This window comes from Steroidobacter sp., from assembly GCF_036406195.1.
Classification (GTDB): domain Bacteria; phylum Pseudomonadota; class Gammaproteobacteria; order Steroidobacterales; family Steroidobacteraceae; genus Steroidobacter.
This window is the reverse complement of record NZ_DASWVW010000055.1, coordinates 156,435-174,190: the sequence shown is the minus strand read 5'-3', so window position 1 is coordinate 174,190 and position 17,756 is coordinate 156,435. Positions and strand designations below refer to the sequence as shown.

The window sequence follows — 17,756 nt, the reverse complement described above, 5'->3', positions numbered from 1 at the left end:
CGCTCACGAAGAGCGCGAAGGATCGGTCAATGGCTCAGCGAGATCGTGCGGTGTGGATACGTGGCCGGCCGGCAGCGCGGCGGTCTGCCGCTCGATCATGCGGCGGACCACTGGCGAGCCGGGCCCTTGATGCAACTCGCGCAGGCGTTCGGGAACTGTCGCGTCGTCCTGCGTCATGCGATTGTTGTGGCGGATGTACTCGAGCCAGGTCGGTAGCGTGAATCGCTCCACCCAGAGCTGCGGATCGGCCAGATCGCGCATCAAAGTCCAGTGCATCGCGCCGTCGCGTTTGCGAATGCGCCGTCGTTCCGCCATGGTTGTGAGGAACTCGAGCACATCTTCTTCACGAATCACATATTCAACGGTGATGACCACTGGCCCGGTGCGCAGCTCGACGGGGACGGCGGTTTCCGGAGCTTGCCAGCGGCGCAACGGATCGAGATTGAGATCGTCGGTTTCCGCCAGCGGCATTCGCAAGCCCATCGCCGTGCAGATCAGCAGGACCAGAGTCGCAGCAACCAACGCCAGCCGCACGCCGTCGCTCGCGGAAATGATGCCCCACAGCCAACTGCCCAGCGCCATGCCGGCGAAGGTGGTCACTTGATACAGAGAGAGTGCTCGCGCCACGACCCAACGCGGTGTCGACAACTGAACGGAGACGTTCAGAGTCGAGAGTGCAAGTACCCACGCAGCTCCGGTCAGCATCAGCATCGGTATGGTCAACAGCGCTTGTGTGCTGAAAGCCGTGACAGTCGCCCCGATGGCGAAAGCGATGCTCGATGCACGCGTCAATCCCTCCGACGACATTCGTTGGCGAAGTCGTGCGCTGGTCAATGCTCCTAGCACCGCGCCCACGCCGAAGGCGCCCAGTAATAAGCCATAAGTAAGTGGGCCGCCCTTCAGCAGGTCCTTCGCCACCAACGGCAGCAGCGCCAGCACCGAGCTGGCGCCCATGCCGAACACCGCGCCGCGAACCAGCACTCGCTGGATGGATGGCGACATGGACACATAACGAATGCCCGCGGCGACTGCGAGTCCGAAAGGCTCTCGCGGCAGGAGCTGAGGCGGGCGCACGGGCCGCCAACGTCCCAGTACCAGAATGAGCGCGATATAACTCGATGCATTCACTGCGAACGCAACTGCCACTCCCGCAGCGGCCACGATTACGCCGCCGATCGCGGGGCCCACGCTGCGAGCAATGTTGAAGCCCATGCTATTGATGGCGACCGCGCCTGGAAGATGCGGTCTGGGCACCATGTCGCCGACGGATGCCTGCCAGGCAGGACCGTTGAACGCCGCGCCACATCCAAGCAGGAACGTGAACAACAGCAATAACCAGGGGGTGATCACATTCAGCCAGGCGCAGACGGTGAGCGAGACGGACACCAGCAACATGAAAATCTGCGCACCCAGCATGACCTTGCGCCGGTCCATGTTGTCCGCCATCGCTCCAGCGAACAGCGACAGCAGCACGATGGGCAGCGCTACGGACGTCTGGACCAGCGCCACCATGTCGGCCGATTCCGCTATGGACGTCATCATCCATGCCGCGCCCACGGTCTGAATCATCCCGCCCAGGTTGGACAGAATGCTCGCGAACCAGATCGAGCGGAACACCGGAAACCGGAATGGCGAAAGCGCCGAGACCGGTGGCGAGTCCTCGGCGGCAGGGGCAGTGGCCTGGAGCATCGGCCAATGATACCGCGGGAAGGTGCGACCTTCTCGCGGGCGGTCGTGGGATATTTACAAGGCTAGAGTTCTGCGATCGTGCCCGGGTCTGGGGCGATCGGCACGCCGTGGCATCGGCCGCCGCAGCGTCGCTGGAATGTGATGACTATAAAACCTTGCCGCGGTTGAGCAGGCCGAACGGATCGAGGGCCGCTTTCAACTGACGCATGAGCGCAAGCTCTTCGGCATTGCGTGAGAGCGGCAGCCATTGGCGCTTGTCGAGGCCGATGCAATGCTCGGCCGACACCGATCCGCCGATGGCCAGCAGCGGGTGATAGACCATCTCCTCGGCGCGGCGTTTCGCTTCCGGGCTCCAGGGCCGCGGAGCGATGACGATGTGCAGGTTGCTGTCGCCGATGTGGCCAAAGACGGCCATCATGGCCGTGGCGCCGCAGACCGAGGGCAGGGATTCCTGCAGGCCCGAGATGTACTCCTGCATGCGCATGATCGGCAGGCTCACGTCGAAAGCGACGCCGGGCATGAATGTTTTTATCTGTCCTTCCACATCCTCGCGGATCGCCCAGATCGCGTCATGCTGCGACTTGGAGGAGGCGATCACGGCGTCCGCGGCCAGGGACTTTTCCATCGCAGCGCCGAGCACTTCGGTGAACAACGCGCTGTCTGCATCGGGATCGTTGCCGGCGGCCTCGACGATCACGTAGAAATCGTGCCCGGCGGGCAGCGGCGGTTGATGACGGCCGCTGTCGACGCCGATGCGCTGATAGTAGCTGTTCCACATCACTTCGAACGAGCGGACCAGCCCGCCGAGCCGGCGGCCGACGTGCGCGAAGAATCCGGTGAGGTTGTCGAAACCGTCGATGGCGACGATGGCGGTCGCTTCGCTGGCCGGCGCCGGGTGCAGCTTCAGCACTGCCCGCGTGACGAAACCGAGCGTGCCTTCGCTGCCAATGAACAGCTGCTTCAGATCGTAAGCCGCGTTGTTCTTCAGCAGCGTGTTCATCGACGAGACGATCGTGCCATCGGCCAGCACCGCTTCGAGACCGAGCACGTTGTCCCGTGTCATGCCGTAGCGAATCACGGTGTTGCCGCCGGCGTTGGTGGAAATGTTTCCTCCAATGGTGCAGGAGCCGCGCGAGCCGAGATCGACTCCGTAGATCAATCCATGCTCGGCTGCTGCTTCGTGGACCGCTTGCAGCGGAACGCCCGCTTGCAAGGTCATGGTGCGCCCGATCGGATCGATGCTCTCGATCGAGCGCATGCGTTCGAGCGAGATCAGCAACTCCTCGGGACCGGCTTTCGCACCATGCACCAGGCCCGTCAGTCCTCCCGCGGGCACCACTGGCTGGCGTGCGGCGTGGCAGAGCTTCATGACTCTGGACAATTCGGCAGTCGAGGCCGGCCGCACGATGGCCATCGCTTCGCAGCGCTCACGACCCAGCCAGTCCGCCGGGCGGGCGGCAGCGTCGGCGCCCGTGATGAGGCCCTTGTCTCCGACGAGGCTGTGGATGTCTGCAAGCAAAGTCATATCAATTCCTTATGCCTCTCGGCTGATCGGCCTCATCAAAGCATGGCCTCGATCAGCCGAGGTCCCTTGATGTTCAGTGCTTCGGTCAGTGCCTGGCGGAATTCCGCTGTCGTGGCGGCGCGCACAGCAGGAACTCCCATGCCCTGCGCCAGGTGCGTCCAGTGGATCGCCGGCCGGGTCAGATCGAGCATCGAGAGTGCCTTCGGTCCTGGTGCGCCCACGCCCACGCGCTGCAGTTCGATGTTGAGGATGGCGTACGAGCCGTTGTTGAAAATGATGGTGACGACATCCAACTGTTCGCGCGCCATCGTCCACAACGCCTGGTTCGTGTACATGCCCGAGCCATCGGCCTGGAGGGCGATGACCTTGCGATCCGGACATGCCACCGCGGCGCCGACTGCAAGAGGCAATCCCTGGCCTATCGCTCCGCCCGTGAGAGTCAGCCAGTCGTGCGGCCTGGCGCCCGCCGTCATGGGGAACAGGGCGAGGGTGGCGGTTGCGGCTTCATCCGACACGATGGCGTTTTCGGGCATCAGTTCGCAAAGCACGGCTGCCACTTTGGCTGGATTGAGCTTGCCTTCTTCGCACGGCACGCGTTGCGCTTGCTGCACGTTGGCTGGCTGGGCCGGCGCATCGAGCGCACTCGCGACTTCTTCGAGCGCTGCGCGTGCATCCTCACGTGCCGACGCGAGACGGACCATGTTGCATTTGTCCGGTGACAGCCAACTCGGCTTGCCGGGATAGGCGAAGAACGACACTGGCGGTTCCGCGCCACAGAATACGATGGTTTCGAGTCCTTCGAGGAAGGCCCGAGCCTGTTCGCCGAAGTACGGCAGTTTCTCGACGGGCACGCGTCCCGCTCCCCGTTGGTGTCGGGCGGGAAATGTTTCGCACACCAGGCGCGCCCCGCTTGCGGCTGCGATGCGACCCGCCAACCACAACGTGTCTTCGCGAAGCGCGCGCCCGCCGAGAAACAAACATTTGGCGCCTTTCCCCGAGCGCAGAGCGGCAACCGCCGCATCCACTGCCGCTTTCGGACTGCGTGGCGCGGGCACCGGTGGAGCAGGAGCGACGGCCGCGGCTCCTTCGCACCAGGCGTGGTCCGCAGGCGCGATCACCGTGGCAACTTTTCCAGGATAGGTTTGCGCGGCGCTGAAAGCTTCAGCTCCTGCTCGCGCCAGATCTCGCGAGGAACGCGAGGTGCGCACCCAGTCGGATACCGGCGCAGCGATGCCGGCGATATCCGACGTGAGCGGAGCGTCGAAATGCAAATGATAAGTCGCATGTTCGCCCACGATGTTGATGATGGGCGAAGCGGCGCGGCGGGCATTGTGCAGGTTGGCGAGACCATTGCCCATGCCGGAACCCAAGTGCAACAACGTCACCGCGGGCTTGTCCGCCATGCGGCCATAGCCGTCGGCGGCCCCCGTGACCACTCCCTCGAACAAGCCGAGAATGGCCCGCATGCCTTCCTGCCGGTCGATCGCGGCCACCAGTTGCATTTCGGAGGTGCCGGGATTGGCGAAGCACACATCTACGCCGCAGCTGTGCAGGGTGCGGATGAGGGCTTCGGCTCCATTCATATCGAGTCTCGCGGCAGTAGTCATACAGATCATGCTCCACGCGTCATGTTGCAATTTGATCGAGATCAATTCGCGAGCCCGGTCGGACGCCGCGGCTCCTAGAGAAGCAGGAAGGCAGCGGCCGCCAGCAAGGTCGGGCCGGCGGCGCCCAGCAACAGGCCGCCTGCGCCAATGGTCTCATCGGCAAACCCTCGCTTCAGCAAAGCCACTCCCGCGGGATTGGGCGCGTTGGCGATCACCGTCAGTCCGCCGCCGGCGACGGCTCCGGCGACCAGCATATACTTCGACGAATCGGCAATGCCTTCGATCAACGAGCCGAGATAGGTGAGTGCGGCGTTGTCGGTGATCGCGGTGAGTCCCAGCGCACCGGCAAACAATGCCAGCGGCTCGAGAGCGGCGACGATCGGCTGCAGCCACCAGCGCTGCATGCCGCCCAGTACCACCAGTCCGGCGAGAAAAAAGCCGACCAGCAATGCTTCCCTGAGAATGAGCGGGTTCTGGAATCGCTCGTACGCCTGGGTGAAGCCCAGGAACAGCAGGAACAAGGCCATGAAGATGATGGGATGGTGGGCGAACGCCACCACGCCGGCCAGGAAGGCGATGTGGACGAGAGTGACCGCCAGGGGAACGGGTTCGTGCTCGCGAACCTCGATTGCCTGTCGGAGATTCGGTCGCAGCACGATCGTGGCTACGGTGGCATTGATCATCACCACGATCGCGGCCTTCCAGCCAAAGTTCGCGAGCATGAAGCCGGAGTCCCATCCCCAGGTGCCGGCGACCATGAGCACCGGAGGCGCGGCGTAGGACGTCAAGGTGCCGCCAATCGAGACGTTGACGAACAGTACGCCGAGCGCGAAATATTTGGAGCGCTCCGGTACGTAAGGTTGAAACACCTGGGGCGAAAGCATCAAGGCCGCGATCGTCATTGCGGCAGGCTCGGTGATCAGCGAGCCAAACAACGGAACCACGGCAAGGCTGAGCCAGGCGCTAACGAGCGGGGTGGGTGCGGGAACGACGTGAGCAAGCGTACGCAAGCTCGCTTCCACGGCGCGAAGCAGTGGGCGCGAAGCGGCGATGACCATCACGACGAACACGAACAGCGGTTCGGTGTAGTTGCGCGACTCGGCATACTCCACCGCGCCTGAGCCGCCGCCGATCAGCGCCATGCTGGCGATCAGTACGACAGCCCAGAAACCGAAGACGACTTCGACTTCTCCGAGCAGATGAAACAAACCCGCGTGACGAGGCGAGCGCGCCGCGAGGCGTTCGAATTGCTTGGTCGAGAACGTGTGGAGCAGCGCGAGCGCGAAGAGCAGGGCGGCGATTTTTTGCAGCAGCGGGTCGGTTTCGAGATTCATGGGTACAGCGGACAGGCACGGCACAACCGCGTGGCGGCCCGACCATCGCTGCAACCTGCCGCACGAGTCGTCGTCCGACACCCAGGCGCGCGAGTGTATCGAATTGATGCGAGCAGACAACCGACGATCTTTGACATGGCGAGCGGTCGTATCGACCGCAATGCCATTTGCGAACGTGCGAGTCGGCGTTGACGCAGCGGGCTGCGACCTGACAATCCGGCAATAAGATCGCGCGTCCAGCCGGGGTGGGCCGCGACGGGTGCACCATGCCGGCGCATCGTCAGGCGCGCCACCTGATGGCGATCATCCATCAGCCCGGGCAGGGTGCCGGGGGCCGGGGAATCGGGCTTCGCCGGCCGCGGAACTGGTCGACATATTACAAAGCAAATCGTTGACTTCAAGGTGAATTGGTTCATTCTTGGCGCGCTGCGTGCACTGGAGCGGGTGAATGGGCCGGCGCGCGGTGTTTGATATCGACAAGAACGGTTACAAGAACCAATAACGGCAGGCATGCATAGCGCACTGACGACATTACTCGAGCCGATTGCGGCGGATCAGCCCTGTGGGGCCGATCTCGAAGACACGCAGTTGCTCGCCTCGTTCGACGCTTACCGTTTGTTTGGCCAGACCGCTCCCCTGGGCGAGGAGACCGATTGGCGCGAAATTCGCGACCGGTCGCTGGAGGCCATGGCGACCAGCAAGGACTTTCGCCTGCTCACCCACCTGGGGAGCGCGCTGTTGCGGGCCGAGGGGTTCGCGGCGTTCGCCGATACGCTCAAGGTCGCATCCCATTGGCTCACGACCTGGCCCGCCGAAGTCTTCCCGCGCGTCGACGAGGACGCGATCCTGCGTCGTAACGCATTGAACGGCTTTGCAGACCGCATGGCCGTCATCGACGGCCTGCGCCGCACCCCCCTCATGGTCCATCGGGTGCTGGGGCCGCTGTCGATTAGAGATATCGAGATCGCGACCAACCAGATCGCACCGGTGGAGGGCGAGTCGCCGTCGATCGACGCGGCGCAGCTGCAGGCCCACTTGAGCGCGACCGAAGTCGACGATCTCAACGGGCTGAAGCAACAACTCGATGACGCCATCCAAAGCCTCGCTGCGATCGAGGACGAGATGCGTTCCGCCGGCGGCGTGCAGGCAGCGCCGGATTTCAACAACCTGACGACGCCGCTGAAGCGCACGCTGAAGCTGGTGACCGATCACCTGGGCACACGCGGGCCGGTGGCAGGCGAGGCCAGCGACGCAGCCGCCGAATCCGGTCCGGTGTCTGCTGGAGGTACGACCACGGTCGCGGTCGGCGCCATTCGCAGCCGGGAAGATGCCACTCGCGCCCTCGATGCCGTCGCCACGTTCTTCCGCACCAACGAACCCTCCAGTCCGGTGCCGTTGCTGATCGAGCGCGCCAAGCGCCTGGTCGGCAAGGACTTCCTGGCCATGCTCGAAGACCTGGCGCCAGATGCCCTGGAGCAGGCCAAGGCGGCCAGCGGCGTGCGGGAGAACAGCGAGTAGCGCCTTTTCGGATCGAGCCGACAACTATCAGCAGCCATCAGTTCACGGGAGATGAGTCGTGGCCAAGCCCAGCAGTCAGAAATTCATCGCGCGTAATCGCGCGCCGCGCGTGCAGATCGAATACGACGTCGAAGTCTATGGCGCGCAGAAGAAAGTGCAGATCCCGTTCGTCATGGGCGTCATGGCGGATCTGTCGGGCGACCCCAAGGAACCGCTGCCCGGCGTCGATGACCGCAAGTTCGTCAACTTCGACGTCGACAACTTCGACGAGCGCATGAAGTCGATGAAGCCGCGCGTCGCCATCAGCGTGCCGAACACGCTCACCGGCGAGGGCAACATGCAGGTCGATATCACGTTCGAGAGCATGGACGACTTCTCGCCGGCCGCGGTGGCGCGCAAGGTCGACTCGTTGAACAAGCTGCTCGAGGCCCGCTCGCAGCTGTCCAACCTGATCACCTACATGGACGGCAAGGCCGGCGCCGAGGAGCTGATCGCCAAGGCACTGAACGATCCAGCGCTGCTGAAATCGCTGGTCGAGCAGGCCAAGCCGGCCGACAAGGCCGAGTGATCGCCCCAGTGTCGCGCATGACGAACATCATTTCCTGAAGGGGTCCAGACATGGCTGAAGCCAAACAGGCCGCAGAGGCACAAGTCGTCGCGGAGGCGGATCAATTTGCCGCGCTTCTGCAGAAAGAATTCAAACCCAAGACCGACGGCGCCCGCGTCGAGGTCGAGCGCGCGGTGCGCACGCTCGCCGAGCAGGCGCTGCGTGAAACCGCGGTCATTTCCGATGACGTGGTCGGCACCATCAAGGCGATCATCGCCGAGATCGACCAGAAGCTCACCGAGCAGATCAACGTCATCCTGCACAACGAGCGTTTCCAGCAGGTCGAGAGCGCGTGGCGCGGCCTGCACTATCTCGTCAGCAACACCGAGACCGACGAGCAGCTCAAGATTCGCGTCATGAACATCTCCAAGAAGGATCTGGGCAAGACGCTGAAGAAGTACAAAGGCGCCTCGTGGGACCAGAGCCCGCTGTTCAAGAAGTTGTACGAGCAGGAATACGGCCAGCTGGGCGGCGAGCCCTACGGCTGCCTGGTCGGCGACTATCACTTCGATCACACCCCGGGCGACGTGGAGCTGCTCGGGCAGATGGCGCAGATCGCCGCCGCCTCGCATGCGCCGTTCATTGCCGGCGCCAGCCCGACGTTGATGGGCATGGACTCCTGGCAGGAGCTGGCCAATCCGCGCGATCTCGGCAAGATCTTCGCCGCCCCGGACTACGCGGCCTGGCGCTCGTTGCGTGAGTCGGACGACGCCAAGTACCTCGGCCTGGCGATGCCGCGCTTCCTGGCGCGCCTGCCGTATGGCGCCAAGAGCAGCCCGGTCGAAGAGTTCGACTTCGAGGAAGAGACCGGCGCGGGCGATCACAGCCGCTACACGTGGGCCAATGCGGCTTACGCGATGGCGGTCAACATCAACCGTTCCTTCAAGAACTACGGCTGGTGCTCGTCGATTCGCGGTGTCGAGTCGGGCGGCGCGGTCGAAGGGCTGCCGGTGCACACCTTCCCGAGCGACGACGGCGGCGTGGACATGAAGTGTCCCACCGAGATCGCCATCAGCGACCGCCGCGAGGCGGAGCTGGCGAACTGCGGCTTCATGCCGCTGATCCATCGCAAGAACACCGATACGGCGGCCTTCATCGGCGCGCAGTCGCTGCAGAAGCCGGCTGAATATGCCGATCCGGACGCCACCGCGAACGCGCGGCTGTCGGCCCGCTTGCCGTATCTGTTCGCGAGCTGCCGGTTCGCACACTTCCTCAAGTGCATGGTTCGCGACAAGGTCGGCTCATTCAAGGAACGCGCGGACATGGAGCGCTTCCTGTCCGACTGGATCATGGGCTACGTGCTGGGCAATCCCGAGAACGCGGGCGAGACCCTCAAAGCGCAGAAGCCGCTGGCCGGCGCCGAAGTGAAGGTCGAGGAAGTCGAAGGCAATCCGGGCTACTACGCGGCCAAGTTCTACTTGCGCCCGCACTATCAACTCGAAGGCGTGAGCGTGACGCTGAGTCTGGTCTCGCGGCTGCCTTCGCAGAAGCAAGGCTGATCCGCGCCAGCGGCACAGCGGGGGCGCCGGGCGCATAGGAGCGAGCGGCGCGGGCACGACAAGCAACTCGAAACAAGCAAGTCGAAACAAGCAACTCAATAAAGGATCGCGATCATGGCAGTCGATATGTTTCTCGAGCTGGAAGGCGTCAAGGGCGAGTCGGTCGACAAGGTCCACAAGGACAAAATCGACATTCTCGCTTGGTCCTGGGGCCTGTCCAACACCGGCACCCTGCACCACGGCGCCGGCGCCGGCGCCGGTAAGGCGAACTTCCAGGATATTTCCATCACCAAGTACATCGATGCGGCTTCGCCGAATCTGATGCTCTACTGCGCCAACGGCAAGCACTTCGGCAAGGGCAAGCTGATCGTGCGCAAGGCCGGCGAGACGCCGCTGGAGTATCTGGTGATCGATCTGACCAAGGTGATGGTGGCCTCCTATTCGACCGGCGGCAGCGGCGGTGAAGAACGCCTGACGGAAAACGTGACGCTCAACTTCGCGCAGGTGAAGGTCGAGTACGTCACGCAGAACGAGAAGGGCGGCAAGGGCACGCCGCAGGCGTTCGGCTGGAACATCGCCGAAAACACCAAGGCGTAAGGCATACGCCACGAGGCGAACGCGTCACGCTGCGCCGACCCCGCCATCGGCGGGGAGCGCAGCTGGCGCGCGGTTTTCATCATGTGCGGCGCCATTCTGCGAACAGTGCCGCCGATTCCGGGTGACGTATGAGCCAGGCCCAAGAGCTGTTCGGTGCGGGAGATCTTGCGGGCAGCATCGCACAGTTGCAGAACGACGTGCGGCGCCAACCGGCGGACAGCAAGCTGCGCGTCTTTCTGGCTCAATTGCTCATGCTGACGGGCGACTGGGAACGTGCGCTCAATCAGCTGTCGGTCGCCGCCGATCTGGATGCCGGCGCCTTGCCGATGAAACATGCGTACAGCGCGGCTATTCAATGCGAGCGGCTGCGGGCGGACGTGTTCGCCGGCAAGCGTTCGCCACTGGTGTTCGGCGAGCCGCTGCCCTGGATCGCATCTCTCTTACAGGCGCTCGCACTGGATGCGGGCGGACAGGCGGCGCAGGCCGCATCGACAAGAAACGCGGCGCTCGAATTGGCAGCGCCTACTCCCGGAACCATCAATGGCGCAGCGTGCGAATGGATCGCGGACGCGGACTCGCGCCTCGGCCCGGTATTGGAAGTGTTGCTGAACGGTGCCTACTACTGGGTGCCGTTCGAGCGCATTCAGAGCATCATCATCGAGCCACCGTCGGATGCACGTGATCTGGTGTGGATTCCGGCGCAGCTCACCTGGACCAATGGCGGCGAGGCCATGGGCTTGTTGCCCGTGCGCTATCCGGGATCGGAGCGCAGCGACGACGCCATGATTCGCCTGTCTCGCAAGACCGAGTGGCGCGAGCTGGGCGGAGATCAATACGCCGGCCTCGGCCAGCGCGTGCTCACCAGCGATGCCGAAGAGCTCGGCCTGCTCGAGGTGCGCGAGATCGTGCTCGGTCCCGCAGCCGACTGATGCGGGCGGTCCGATGGAACTCAGTCTCCGCGAACGCCTCCAGCCCGCGCTGTTCGATCGCCTGATCGACGACGAGCGGCTGCTCACCCTGTACGAGGTGAGCGTGGCGCACGCCGAGCTGCAACGCCTGGGACTGACCGATCGCGAGCTGAGTGCCATCCTCGAGGGGCAGGGGCTGCAATTCCTCGGCCGCAGTGAAACCAACAGCGACGAGCACCCGAGGATCCTGCTGCGATTCTCCGCGGGTGTTGGACGCACCACACCTTCGCAACTGAAAGCGCTGACGCTCAAACCTCCGGGCGCGCCGCAAGGCATCGCGCTGCAGGCTTTCTGCGAGTTCACAACCAGCAACGTGCCGAACCCCAATGCGGAGACGGCGGAGCAACGTTCGATGGCAATCCGCAGGTTGCGCGACTATGTATGCCGCGACCTGGCTTCGTTGCTCAATTGCGGCAGCCTCGACGCCTCTATCGATCTTGCCGACTATCCATACGTGCAGCGTTCCGTGCTGAACTACGGCATGCCTTCGCTCGCCGGGCGTATGGCGCGCTCGGTGGAAGCCCAGAGCATCAGCAGCAGGATCGAGGCCGCCATCGCGAATTTCGAGCCACGCCTGTCGCGCGTGCGCGTAGTGCCCGAGCTGGGCGACGATGGCAGCGAAACTCACGTGCTTGCCTTCCGCATCGAAGCGCAGCTGTGGGGACAACCGACCCCTCAGCATCTGGTCTTGCGCACCAGCATCGATGTCGATTCCGGCGATGTGAGCATCGCCGACTCCGGTGTGAGATAAGCGCCGATGGATCCACGCCTGCTCGATTACTACAACCGCGAGCTGCAGTTCGTTCGTGAGATGGGCGCGGAGTTCGCGCAGGCCTATCCACGTATCGCCTCGCGCCTCGGCGTCGACGGCGTCGAGTGCTCCGATCCCTATGTCGAACGGCTGCTCGAAGGGTTTGCGTTTCTTGCGGCCCGCGTGCAGCTCAAGCTCGATGCGCGCCATCCGGATTTCACGCAGCACCTGCTCGAGTTGGTGTACCCCCACTTCCTGCAACCGACGCCGTCGTGCGCGGTGGTCGAGCTGGCGCCGGATCTCAAGGAAAGTGCATTGCATACGGGCCACCTCGTAAAGCGCGGTACGAGTTTGCGTAGCCCGCTGGTCAAGGGCGATCGGATCTCGTGCGAGTTTCGTACTGCACATGACGTGACGTTGTGGCCGCTGATCGTCGCGGAAGCCAAGTATCTATCGGGTTCGGGTGCGCTGGCGACGCAAGGAGTGGCCACGGACGGACGCGCGCGCGCCGCTATTCGCCTGCGCCTGAAGACGGCGCCGGGCGTCAAGATGAAGCAGTTGCCGCTCGATTCGCTCACTTTCTATTTGAAGGCGACGCCGGATCTGGCGCATCGGATCTTCGAGCAGGTGGCCGCCGATTGCATGGGGATGTACATCCGCTCGCCGCGCGCTACCAATGCTCAGTCCGCGATGGTGCACTTCCGTCCGGCCGCGAGCGTTCGTCAGGTCGGGCTCGATGACGGCGAAGCGCTGCTGCCGGTGACGCGTCAAAGCTTTCAGGGCTATCGACTGTTGCAGGAGTACTTCGCGTTCGCCGAGCGCTTCCTGTTCTTCTCGCTGCACGATCTGCGCGAAGCGGTGCAGACCTGCGATGGCGACGAGATCGAAATCTATCTGGCGATGGAGCGAGCCCAGCAGGGACTGGAGAATGCGCTGGATGCGGCGCATTTCCGCCTGTTCTGTACTCCGGCGGTGAACTTGTTTCCCCGGGCCCTGGACCGGGTGCACGTCAATAACAAGCAGACCGAATATCACCTGGTGCCGGATCGCAACCGGCCGATGGACTTCGAAGTCCACAGTTTGCAGAAGATGGAAGGCATCGGCGCCGGCGGTGAATCGATCACGCAGATTCGCCCGTTCTATTCGGTCGGTCATGGTGGAGAGACCCGGAACGCCGCGTACTACACGATCCAGCGACGACCGCGTTTGATGTCCGCACGCCAGCAACAAACCGGCGCGCGCTCCACCTATGTCGGCAGCGAATGTTTCGTATCGCTCGTCGATGGCGCGCAGCGCCAGCTCACTGGCGAAATCCGGCAGCTCGATGTCCAGGCGCTGTGTACGAACCGCGACTTGCCGATCCAGCTTGCGACCGGTCAGGCACGCTCGGATTTTACGGTGGAAGGCGGCGCGCCCGTGGAGGCAGTCCGCTGCATTTCAGGGCCCAGCTATCCGCGGCAGTCGCCAGGCTTTGGCGCGACCGCGTGGAAGTTGGTGAGCCATCTCTCGCTCAATTATCTGTCGCTGATCGAGCGCACGCCGGAGGCGGGCGCCGAGATGCTCCGAGACATGCTCGCGTTGTACGTGGATCAGAACGACGTGACCGGCCTGCGACAAGTCGAAGGTGTGCGCAGTGTGGGATACGACACGGTCGTGCGTCGTGCGCCCATCGAGGGTCCGATCAGTTACGCGCGCGGCCTGGAAATCACGTTGACCTTGGATGATGCCGCGTTCGAAGGCGCCGGCATCGTTTCTCTCGGTAGCGTGCTGGAGCGGTTCTTTGCTCGCTACGTTTCATTGAATTCGTTCACGCAGACCCGGCTCGCGTCGGCGTCGCGCGGCGTCGTCAAAACCTGGCCGGTGAGGGTGGGATGCCGACGCTCGATCTGAATGCGCCCATCCAGCCGCTGGCGGAGCTGCAGTCGCGGCCGCACGGCTACACTCTGTTCGCGGCCCTGCGGCTGCTCGAACAGGTATTCGCGGCAAACCCTCGGCTTGGCGAAGCACGCAAGGCCGGCGACGATGCGGTGCGGCTTGGCCAGGCCCCGCATTTGTCGTTTGCTCCGTGCGATGTGGCGCAACTGGAGCATGCAGAAGACGGCACGTTGCATCTGGAGCAGTTTGCGTTCGGCCTGTTCGGCCCCAACGGCGCACTGCCGCTGCACTTGACCGAGCTGGCCTATGAGCGTCGTCGTCACAAGGACGACGCAACCATCGTCGACTTCCTCAACCTGTTTCAGCACCGGCTGATTTCGCTGTTCTATCGCGCCTGGGCGGAGTCGGAACCGGCGGTTAGCCTGGACCGGCCCGACAGCGACCGGTTTCGCACGTATGTGGGCGCACTCATCGGCCTGGCGCCGGAAAGTGCACGCGATGCCGACTCGACGCCGGATTACGCGAAGCTGTCCCGCGCCGGCTTGTTCGCCGCGCAGCCGCGTTCGGCCGAAGGTTTGGAAGCGGTGCTCGCCGACTACTTCGGCATCGATGTCGAAGTGCGACAGTTCATCGGCTCCTGGATGGAGATTCCCGATGACTTGCGCTGCCGCCTCGGCGGTCGCGAAGCGGCGGCGCTCGGCAGCAACGCGACCTTGGGCGCGGCGACCTGGCAATGCCAGCACAAGTTCGAGATCGTGCTCGGGCCGCTGCCGCACGCGACGTTCAAGAATTTTCTGCCTGGCGCGCCGGGCCTCGCGGAGCTGCATTCGCTGTTGCGGCTGTACACGAACGACGAATGGGAATGGCAGGTGCGCCTGTTACTGCGCGAGGTGGATATTCCAGGCGCGCGTCTGGACGGCGCAAGCCCGCTTGGCTGGACCAGCTGGCTCGGCGAGCGCCGCTCGCATGCGGCGGACGTAGTCATTCAAGAATCAGCGGCACGCTAGCAAACCAACATCAACTTACACGGGATCGGGAGCAGGAACTCATGGGAGACATCAGTCGAGTCGCGCTGTTCGGCAAACTGAACAAGCTGGCTTACGAGTCGGTCGAAAGCGCAACCGTGTTCTGCAAGCTGCGCGGCAATCCATACGTCGAGCTGGTTCATTGGCTGCACCAGATCCTGCAGCAGCAATCGTCCGACCTGACGTACATCGTGCGCGCCTTTGACATCGATCCCAGCCGGCTCGCGAGCGACTTCACGAAGGCGCTCGATCGCCTGCCGCGCGGTGCAACCGCCATTTCGGACCTGTCTGCGCACATCGAAGACGCCGCCGAGCGCGCCTGGGTGTGGTCGACGCTCAAGTTCGGCGACGGCCAGATCCGCACCGGCTACATCCTGCTGGCGGCGCTCAAGGCCCCGTCGCTGAAGAACGTGCTGACGAATATTTCCAAGGAGTTCGACAAGATCAAGGCGGATCAGCTCGCCGAGGACTTCGCGAAGATCGTCGCGAGCTCTCCGGAAAGCGCGCTTGGCGCAAGCGACGGCTCGCAGATCGCGGGCGGTGAACCGGGCGAAGCCAGCGGTGCGCTGGCGCCGGCTCAGATGGGCAAGCAGGAAGCGTTGCAGAGATTCACCGTGGATCTCACCGAGCAAGCGCGTGCCGGCAAGATCGATCCCGTGGTGGGACGCGACGATGAGATTCGCCAGATCGTCGATATCTTGATGCGTCGGCGCCAGAACAATCCCATCCTCACGGGTGAGGCGGGTGTCGGCAAGACCGCGGTGGTGGAAGGCTTTGCTCGACGTATTGCTTCCGGCGATGTGCCGCCTTCGTTGAAGGACGTTGCTTTGCGCGCGCTCGATGTCGGTTTGTTGCAAGCCGGCGCCAGCATGAAGGGCGAGTTCGAGCAGCGGCTGCGCCAGGTGATCGATGAAGTACAGGCGTCGCCGAAGCCGATCGTGCTGTTCATCGACGAGGTTCACACGCTGGTGGGCGCGGGCGGCGCTGCCGGCACTGGTGACGCGGCGAACTTGCTGAAGCCGGCACTCGCGCGCGGCACGTTGCGCACGATCGGCGCCACGACCTGGGCCGAATACAAGAAGTACATCGAGAAAGACCCGGCGCTGACACGCCGCTTCCAGACGGTCAAGGTCGAAGAGCCGACCGAAGACAAGGCCGTGCTGATGATGCGCGGCATCGTCTCGACGATGGAAAAGCACCATCGCGTGCAGATCCTGGACGAGGCGCTCGAAGCCGCCGTGAAGCTGTCGCATCGATACATTCCGGATCGTCAGCTCCCGGACAAGGCCGTGAGCCTGCTCGATACGTCGTGTGCCCGCGTTGCAGTCAGTCATCACGCGACGCCTGCGCAGGTGGAAGACAGCCAGCGTCGCATCGAAGCGCTGCAGACCGAGTTGGAAATCATCGGCCGCGAAGCCGCGATCGGCCTCGAGACCGCCGACCGCGAGAAGACTGCGCGCGAAGCGCTGGAATCGGAGAAGGCGCGTCTCGAAACGCTGCAGGCGGCATGGGGCAGCGAGAAAAAGCTCGTCGACGAGATCCTCGCCCTGCGCGGCAAGCTGCGTGAGGCGACTGGCAAAGCAGATGCCACGAATGCAGCAGCGCCTGCCGATCCGGCGGGTGCTGCGCCGATGTCACAAGAGGAACGAGCTGCGGCCATTGCGCGACTGCAGACCTTGCAGGAAGAGCTGGCGAAGGTGCAGGGCGAGCAACCGTTGGTCCTGCCGAGCGTCGATGAGCAGGCCGTCGCGTCGGTGGTCGCGGACTGGACCGGCATCCCGGTCGGCCGCATGGTGAAGGACGAGGTCGCGACCGTGCTGAAGCTGGCGCAGACCCTCGGCCAGCGCGTCATCGGCCAGGATCACGCGCTCGAAATGATCACGCGCCGTCTGCAGACCGCGCGCGCCGGTCTGGAAAATCCGAACAAGCCCATCGGCGTGTTCATGCTGGCCGGCCCGTCCGGCGTCGGCAAGACCGAAACCGCGCTCACGCTGGCCGAGGCCCTGTACGGCGGCGAGCAGAATCTCATCACCATCAATATGAGCGAGTTCCAGGAGGCGCACACGGTCTCCACGCTCAAGGGCGCACCTCCGGGCTACGTCGGCTACGGCGAAGGCGGCGTGTTGACGGAAGCCGTGCGGCGCAAGCCCTACAGCGTGGTGCTGCTCGATGAGGTGGAGAAAGCCCATCCGGACGTGCATGAGATCTTCTTCCAGGTGTTCGACAAAGGCGTGATGGAAGACGGCGAAGGCCGCCTCATCGACTTCAAGAACACGCTGATCATTCTCACCACCAACGTCGGCACCGACCTGATCATGGGCATGTGCAAGGACCCGGAGCTGCTGCCCGAGCCCGAGGGCATCGCCAAGGCGCTGCGCGCGCCGTTGCTGAAGACCTTCCCGGCGGCGCTGCTTGGACGCATCGTCACTATTCCGTATTACCCGCTGAGCGACTCGATGCTCGGCCGGATCATCCGGCTGCAGCTCGACCGCGTCGTGTCGCGCGTGAAGGCGCGGCACGACATCGCTCTCAGCTACGACGAAGAGGTGGTGAAGTTGATCGCCTCGCGCTGTACCGAGCCGGAAAGCGGCGGCCGCATGATCGATGCGATCCTGACCAACACGCTGCTGGCCCAGGTCAGCCGCGAGTTGCTGGAGCGCGTGTCGCTGGGGCAGCCCACGGCCCAGATCGGCGTCGCCGTCGACGGCGTCGACTTCAAATACTCGTTCGCTTGAAGAGGGCCTGAGAGGGGTTGTCTGGC

At 63.9% G+C, this 17,756-nt stretch carries 13 protein-coding genes; 9 read left to right on the top strand and 4 right to left on the bottom strand.

Features of this window, described 5'->3' with window-relative positions:
• Positions 1-3 precede the first annotated feature (3 nt).
• From VGE08_RS21380 to VGE08_RS21365, 4 genes are all read right to left on the bottom strand, one after another.
• On the bottom strand, positions 4-1,689 hold the full coding sequence (locus VGE08_RS21380; RefSeq protein ID WP_331069953.1) for an MFS transporter: 1,686 nt from the start codon (positions 1,687-1,689) through the stop codon (positions 4-6).
• A 145-nt stretch (positions 1,690-1,834) separates the two neighbouring features.
• Positions 1,835-3,214 (bottom strand): FAD-binding oxidoreductase, encoded by a 1,380-nt coding sequence (locus VGE08_RS21375; RefSeq protein ID WP_331069952.1) that lies wholly within the window; start codon positions 3,212-3,214, stop codon positions 1,835-1,837.
• A 35-nt stretch (positions 3,215-3,249) separates the two neighbouring features.
• Positions 3,250-4,797, bottom strand: coding sequence for an acetolactate synthase large subunit (locus VGE08_RS21370; RefSeq protein ID WP_331069951.1), 1,548 nt, complete (start codon positions 4,795-4,797; stop codon positions 3,250-3,252).
• A 98-nt stretch (positions 4,798-4,895) separates the two neighbouring features.
• Positions 4,896-6,155, bottom strand: coding sequence for a putative Na+/H+ antiporter (locus VGE08_RS21365; RefSeq protein ID WP_331069950.1), 1,260 nt, complete (start codon positions 6,153-6,155; stop codon positions 4,896-4,898).
• A gap of 510 nt (positions 6,156-6,665) precedes the next feature.
• Between VGE08_RS21365 and tssA the strand changes: the two genes are divergently transcribed.
• The 9 genes from tssA to tssH all read left to right on the top strand — a co-directional run bounded on the left by tssA (position 6,666) and on the right by tssH (position 17,730).
• Positions 6,666-7,673 carry a type VI secretion system protein TssA gene (gene tssA / locus VGE08_RS21360; protein ID WP_331069949.1) on the top strand — a complete coding sequence of 336 codons (1,008 nt, stop codon included), beginning with the start codon at positions 6,666-6,668 and terminating at the stop codon, positions 7,671-7,673.
• 58 nt (positions 7,674-7,731) lie between these two features.
• A complete protein-coding gene (gene tssB / locus VGE08_RS21355) occupies positions 7,732-8,241 on the top strand; it encodes a type VI secretion system contractile sheath small subunit (protein WP_331069948.1) in 510 nt (169 codons plus the stop codon).
• A 50-nt stretch (positions 8,242-8,291) separates the two neighbouring features.
• Positions 8,292-9,779, top strand: a complete 1,488-nt coding sequence (gene tssC / locus VGE08_RS21350) for a type VI secretion system contractile sheath large subunit (RefSeq protein ID WP_331069947.1) — start codon at positions 8,292-8,294, stop codon at positions 9,777-9,779.
• 114 nt (positions 9,780-9,893) lie between these two features.
• Positions 9,894-10,376, top strand: coding sequence for a type VI secretion system tube protein Hcp (locus VGE08_RS21345; protein WP_331069946.1), 483 nt, complete (start codon positions 9,894-9,896; stop codon positions 10,374-10,376).
• A 128-nt stretch (positions 10,377-10,504) separates the two neighbouring features.
• On the top strand, positions 10,505-11,305 hold the full coding sequence (locus tag VGE08_RS21340; protein WP_331069945.1) for a type VI secretion system accessory protein TagJ: 801 nt from the start codon (positions 10,505-10,507) through the stop codon (positions 11,303-11,305).
• Between the two features lie 13 nt (positions 11,306-11,318).
• Positions 11,319-12,095 carry a type VI secretion system baseplate subunit TssE gene (gene tssE / locus VGE08_RS21335; RefSeq protein ID WP_331069944.1) on the top strand — a complete coding sequence of 259 codons (777 nt, stop codon included), beginning with the start codon at positions 11,319-11,321 and terminating at the stop codon, positions 12,093-12,095.
• Positions 12,096-12,101: 6 nt separating this feature from the next.
• Entirely contained in the window at positions 12,102-13,985 is a 1,884-nt protein-coding gene (gene tssF / locus VGE08_RS21330; RefSeq protein ID WP_331069943.1) for a type VI secretion system baseplate subunit TssF, read from the top strand.
• Positions 13,967-14,977, top strand: a complete 1,011-nt coding sequence (gene tssG, locus VGE08_RS21325) for a type VI secretion system baseplate subunit TssG (RefSeq protein ID WP_331069942.1) — start codon at positions 13,967-13,969, stop codon at positions 14,975-14,977. Before tssF ends, tssG begins: the two co-directional genes overlap by 19 nt.
• Positions 14,978-15,018: 41 nt before the next feature.
• The gene (tssH, locus tag VGE08_RS21320; protein WP_331069941.1) at positions 15,019-17,730 is read left to right on the top strand and encodes a type VI secretion system ATPase TssH; all 2,712 of its coding nucleotides are present in this window, start codon (positions 15,019-15,021) and stop codon (positions 17,728-17,730) included.
• Positions 17,731-17,756 lie beyond the last annotated feature (26 nt).